Source organism: Pseudoalteromonas sp. BSi20652, assembly GCF_000239855.1.
In the GTDB taxonomy this organism is placed as follows: domain Bacteria; phylum Pseudomonadota; class Gammaproteobacteria; order Enterobacterales; family Alteromonadaceae; genus Pseudoalteromonas.
Genome location: NZ_BADT01000110.1, coordinates 1 through 4,568, shown reverse-complemented (window position 1 = coordinate 4,568; position 4,568 = coordinate 1). Strand labels below are relative to the sequence as shown.

The window sequence follows — 4,568 nt, the reverse complement described above, 5'->3', positions numbered from 1 at the left end:
TGCATTTGGCCCCACTTAACTTAGCGGTAAGAAAAGTGGTGGAGGGAGCTGGATTCGAACCAGCGAAGGCTGAGCCGTCAGATTTACAGTCTGATCCCTTTGGCCGCTCGGGAACCCCTCCAATGCAACGGCGCTGATAATAGCAAAACGTGTATTTAAGTAAAGAAAAAAGCTAAAGAAAAATGAAATAAAGCCGATAAATATCTATAACCTACAACAATCGGCTAAAGTCTATGCAAATCGATGATTTGTTAATCACAGAAAGGCAGTTGAGCACACGGCTTAACAAAAGTGTGCATGCACATCGTAGAGAAGAGTTTTCTTTTTTACTTGCTATACTTTCTCAGGATGTTCTAGATTTTAGTCAGTTTCATTTACCCAAAGCAGACATAGAAAATTTATTTGTTGATGAAGACGCACTTCGTAAGCAGTTTGGGGCAGGTCCTAAACAGCCTTTAGCACCGGATAAATTCGACATGTTAATAGGACAACATAATGCATCATTGTTAGTCATAAATGGAGAGCATTCAGGAATGAGTGATATTAAACTAGCCCATTGCTTAGACCCTGAACCACTTACGATAAGAAACGATGCCTCATATATTCCGCTCAATGTGCTTGATAATTGTGAGCTTGCTGTACGAAGGCGTATAAAAGGCAGTGAAACTCAACTCTCCTATCCGCAAATGGATGCAGCTGCTTTTTATGATGATATAAATAATGCAGATCTACATCATCCTTTGTACCTTGCTAGTGCTTAGATGTTCAAGCCATAAAACAACTCAAGCTTAAGCTTAAACAATTTTTATAGTTTTAATTGCCTAAAAATAGATTTAATGTAAAAAAAGCATCCAAAAATTAATTGCAATTGCTATAATGGCATCAAATGGTATGACATGAAATGCCATTATCATTAAACCAAGGTAATTAGGAACGTAATGAAGAAAACATTCACGCTGAATCACGAGAAAATCAAATATCCTCGTATGGTTGATGCTGCAAAGCACGAAGTGAAAAAATATTTGAAAAGAGAGCGTAATAAAACGCTGCCTGAAGATGCCGATTATTGGGCATTCGACTGTAAGTTTGGTAACACTGCGGAAGATGCTCAAGTTGTACACGTTGCTGAATTAAGTAACCAAATAGGCGAAATAGAAAAGCAAGGTTTAACCTCTTTTTATGTAGAGATTTTAGCGCGACCTGCACAACGTCAACAACTAGATTTAGACGATGATGAGTAATACTTAAATTATTGGGTATGCGTATAATTAAGAAATGGGCTTAAATAGCCCATTTTTATTGTCTAAATTTTAGTTTTAATAAAATTAAGGTTAAATGTATTTACTTACTGTGTAATTTTAAATCACTTTAATTTAATCTTTATATTTTTGTGTTAATGAGGGATCAGGTTATTAAACCACGTTAAGTAATATTTTATTTTTAAACTGCGTGACATTTTTTATATTTTTTACCGCTGCCACAAGGGCAGTTATCGTTTCTACTAACCTTTATATCAGCGACTGGATATATCTCACCATCAAGATAGCGCCATTGGCCGTCTTCTTTAATGAACTGTGACTTTTCGTTTAACTCGCAATATAAGTTTTGATAAAAGTAATGCGCTTTGAACTCAACAAATTCTTGGTTATTTTCATGACCAGAATTAATAACAGTAAGCTTTATAAAGCGACAACTATCAGCAAAGTCTTTGATTTCTTTAATAGGGTTTTCTTGCTGCTTGTTAATAGCGTAGGTTTGATAAACGTATTTTGCATTTTTAAGTACATAGGCACTATAGCGAGAGCGCATCAATTGTTCAGGTGTTTTAGCTTGTTGTATTGCTAAATGAAGGGGCTCACAGCAGTCAGCATAATTTTGCTGACTGCCACAAACACACATTGTAGAGTTAAGTGAAGTCATAATATTAATACAAAGTGTAAAAGAGTTAGTTTAACAATCTTACAGAGTAAGCGGTATCTTTGTTGTTTGAATATATTTTGTAAAACAATATAGTTTGGTATTAGTTTTGTTTAAATCTAAAGTGAGGCTGGTAAGTAGTTGGTTATTAACCATGTCAGTCCATGTAATAACTGCTGCAAAATTACCATTGTGTAAAGCTGAGTTTAATACGTACTCTAAGTTCACTAAATGCTTTTGCCTAATCACAAGTAATTTACTGGTATCGATAGAGCATGAATCAAGTAATGCCTTGCTAGGCACATGATCTGGTGCAATTAATAATGTCCATGCGTTTAGGTTATTATACTGGTGCAGTACTTTTAATAATTCAAATGTAGCAGAAATTTCATCTTCAATTTGGATTATATTAACACAATCGCTTTTATCATCTTGTTGATAGCTTTTAACAGTTCTTACGGTAATTGGCTGTAACATGTCTCTCACTCACTGGTTGTATATACAGTATGCGTATACAGTAGTTTATACAGTGTTTGTGTGCAAGTGTTTTTTGCTATTTATTTGTACAACAATTCATTTTAAAATCCCACTCAAGATTATTTTATTTTTTAACTATTGATTTTTAAGGTTTATTTTATTTTCGTTTTTATATAAAGTTAAGTGAATTACTTATACAGCGCTATATCTATTGTAAAGAACGATTTTTTGCTTATATTTTTATACAGTTGTTTACGTACATAGTATACCCGAGATAATTCATAGTGATTATTTTTTACACGCCTGTGGTATTAAATCAGAAAATTGCAATTGGTGAATTTGTTCATACAAACTTGCTGCATAACATTGCGCGTCTTTAAAGCGTTTAGTTTCAATATGCTTACGCAAATCAGCTAACGCAGCAATTGCGGGTTGGTATTCTTGAGCGCTTGATAAGCTTAACCAGGCCACAGCATGAAATATACTTTTTGGTACGCCTTGACCTTTAATAAACTGTATTCCTAAGTAAAACTGCGCTTTCTGATCGCCACTCATAGCAGCTAAACGCATCCACTTAGCAGCAAGTGGGTTTTGTTTAGTCTTTAAATAATAAAGCGCTTTATTTAGCGCCTTTTGTTTATTGCTATCGCTACCCTGCGTTGAATTTACATTGTTAGGCTGCGTTACAAAAGACAGTATATTATCCAGTTGCTGCTCTAAATCTTGGTCTGTGGGCGTTTGTTTTTATCATATTCATTCATTTGTTATTTTAGTTACTTCAATAGTTTAGTATACGTAAACGGAAAATGTCCTTTGAAAAATAATATTTATGATAAAATTTTACTACTTTTTATAATCATAAGTTTATTATGCTCGAAACCTTATTTAAAATTAATGAAAATGGCTCATCGGTTCGCCGTGAATGTATTGCAGGTGTAACCACATTTATTACAATGGTATACATTGTATTTGTGAACCCAGCAATGCTTGCCGAAGCAGGAATGGATCAAGGTGCTGCGTTTGCTGCGACCTGTATTGCTGCTGCTATTGGTTGTTTTATCATGGGGTTATGGGCTAATTATCCATTAGCATTAGCGCCTGGCATGGGACTAAATGCCTTTTTACGTATGGTGTAGTATTAGGAATGGGTTATACCTGGCAAGCCGCATTAGGGGCTGTTTTTATGTCGGGTTGTATATTTTATTTTAAGCTTATTTAAAGTCAGAGAATGGATTATTAATGCCATACCTCTGGTGCTAAAGCGAGCTATCGCAACAGGTATAGGTGCTTTTTTAGCGTTAATTGCACTAAAAAATGCAGGCATTATTGTCTCAAGCCCAGCAACATTAGTGCAGTTGGGCGACATTACTTCACCAGGTCCCTTATTGGCAATACTCAGTTTTTTTGTTATTGCTGCACTGCTATATCGTGACTTTAAAAGTGGTGTACTTATTAGTATTTTATTAGTAACTGGCATTGCTTTGAGTTTGGATCTTGTTCAATACCAAGGCGTAATGGCTATGCCTCCCTCTATATTACCTACATTTATGCAGCTAGATTTTGCAGCCGCTTTTGATATATCAATGCTCAGTGTTATTTTTGCATTTTTGTTTGTTGATCTGTTTGATACCTCAGGTACGTTAGTTGCGGTTACACAAAAAGCAGGTTTGGCAGATGAGAAGGGCAATATGCCACGGTTAGGCCGTGTCCTTAGTGCTGACAGTACAGCAACTATTGCAGGTGCGGTGCTAGGCACGTCTACGACTACATCGTATATAGAGTCGGTTGCTGGTGTTTCTGTTGGCGGGCGTACTGGCTTAACGGCTGTAGTTGTAGGTATTTGCTTTTTACTAATGATGTTTTTTGCACCGCTTGCACAAATGGTACCGGCTTATGCAACGGCAGGTGCTATTTTATATGTCGCTGTACTGATGCTGCAAAACTTAAAGTTTGTAAACTGGGATGATATGACCGATGCGATTCCTGTTACTGTGGTACTACTAATGACACCATTAACATTTTCGATTGCGCACGGTATTGCGCTTGGTTTTATATCTTATACAGCGGTTAAAGTATTGTGTGGTAAGCAAAAACAGGTAAGTATTAGTGTTTGGATGTTAACAGCATTGTTTGTTTTCAAATTTGCATTTTTGTCTTAATGGCCAACAAATAAT

General features: G+C 35.8%; 5 protein-coding genes, 1 tRNA gene and 1 pseudogene. 3 read left to right on the top strand and 4 right to left on the bottom strand.

Translation table 11 applies throughout. The features are described 5' to 3' along the window. Positions 1 to 36: 36 nt before the first annotated feature. Positions 37 to 121: transfer RNA gene (locus tag P20652_RS18190), tRNA-Tyr, on the bottom strand. 112 nt (positions 122 to 233) lie between these two features. On the opposite strand from P20652_RS18190, the gene P20652_RS08455 reads away from it, so the two are divergent. Both P20652_RS08455 and P20652_RS08460 read left to right on the top strand, forming a co-directional pair. Next, entirely contained in the window at positions 234 to 761 is a 528-nt protein-coding gene (locus P20652_RS08455; RefSeq protein WP_033017519.1) for a VC2046/SO_2500 family protein, read from the top strand. Positions 762 to 938: 177 nt separating this feature from the next. Further along, the gene (locus P20652_RS08460; RefSeq protein WP_002961433.1) at positions 939 to 1,241 is read left to right on the top strand and encodes a DUF6172 family protein; all 303 of its coding nucleotides are present in this window, start codon (positions 939 to 941) and stop codon (positions 1,239 to 1,241) included. Between the two features lie 199 nt (positions 1,242 to 1,440). On the opposite strand, the gene P20652_RS08465 is transcribed toward P20652_RS08460, so the two are convergent. The 3 genes from P20652_RS08465 to P20652_RS18185 all read right to left on the bottom strand — a co-directional run bounded on the left by P20652_RS08465 (position 1,441) and on the right by P20652_RS18185 (position 3,102). Next, positions 1,441 to 1,920, bottom strand: a complete 480-nt coding sequence (locus P20652_RS08465) for a YchJ family protein (RefSeq protein WP_033017518.1) — start codon at positions 1,918 to 1,920, stop codon at positions 1,441 to 1,443. Positions 1,921 to 1,959: 39 nt separating this feature from the next. Then, positions 1,960 to 2,394, bottom strand: coding sequence for a SulA-like leucine-rich domain-containing protein (locus tag P20652_RS08470; protein WP_008169086.1), 435 nt, complete (start codon positions 2,392 to 2,394; stop codon positions 1,960 to 1,962). A 288-nt stretch (positions 2,395 to 2,682) separates the two neighbouring features. Continuing rightward, positions 2,683 to 3,102 (bottom strand): sel1 repeat family protein, encoded by a 420-nt coding sequence (locus P20652_RS18185; RefSeq protein ID WP_050548207.1) that lies wholly within the window; start codon positions 3,100 to 3,102, stop codon positions 2,683 to 2,685. A gap of 161 nt (positions 3,103 to 3,263) precedes the next feature. On the opposite strand from P20652_RS18185, the pseudogene P20652_RS18180 reads away from it, so the two are divergent. Then, positions 3,264 to 4,553, top strand: a pseudogene (locus tag P20652_RS18180) (NCS2 family permease). Positions 4,554 to 4,568 lie beyond the last annotated feature (15 nt).

What these genes read in the sequence shown, in the direction of transcription:
- P20652_RS08460 (WP_002961433.1), top strand. Translation starts at nt 939, where the DNA reads ATGAAGAAAACATTCACGCTGAATCACGAGAAAATCAAATATCCTCGT.
- P20652_RS08455 (WP_033017519.1), top strand. Translation starts at nt 234, where the DNA reads ATGCAAATCGATGATTTGTTAATCACAGAAAGGCAGTTGAGCACACGG.
- P20652_RS08470 (WP_008169086.1), bottom strand. Translation starts at nt 2,394, where the DNA reads ATGTTACAGCCAATTACCGTAAGAACTGTTAAAAGCTATCAACAAGAT.
- P20652_RS08465 (WP_033017518.1), bottom strand. Translation starts at nt 1,920, where the DNA reads ATGACTTCACTTAACTCTACAATGTGTGTTTGTGGCAGTCAGCAAAAT.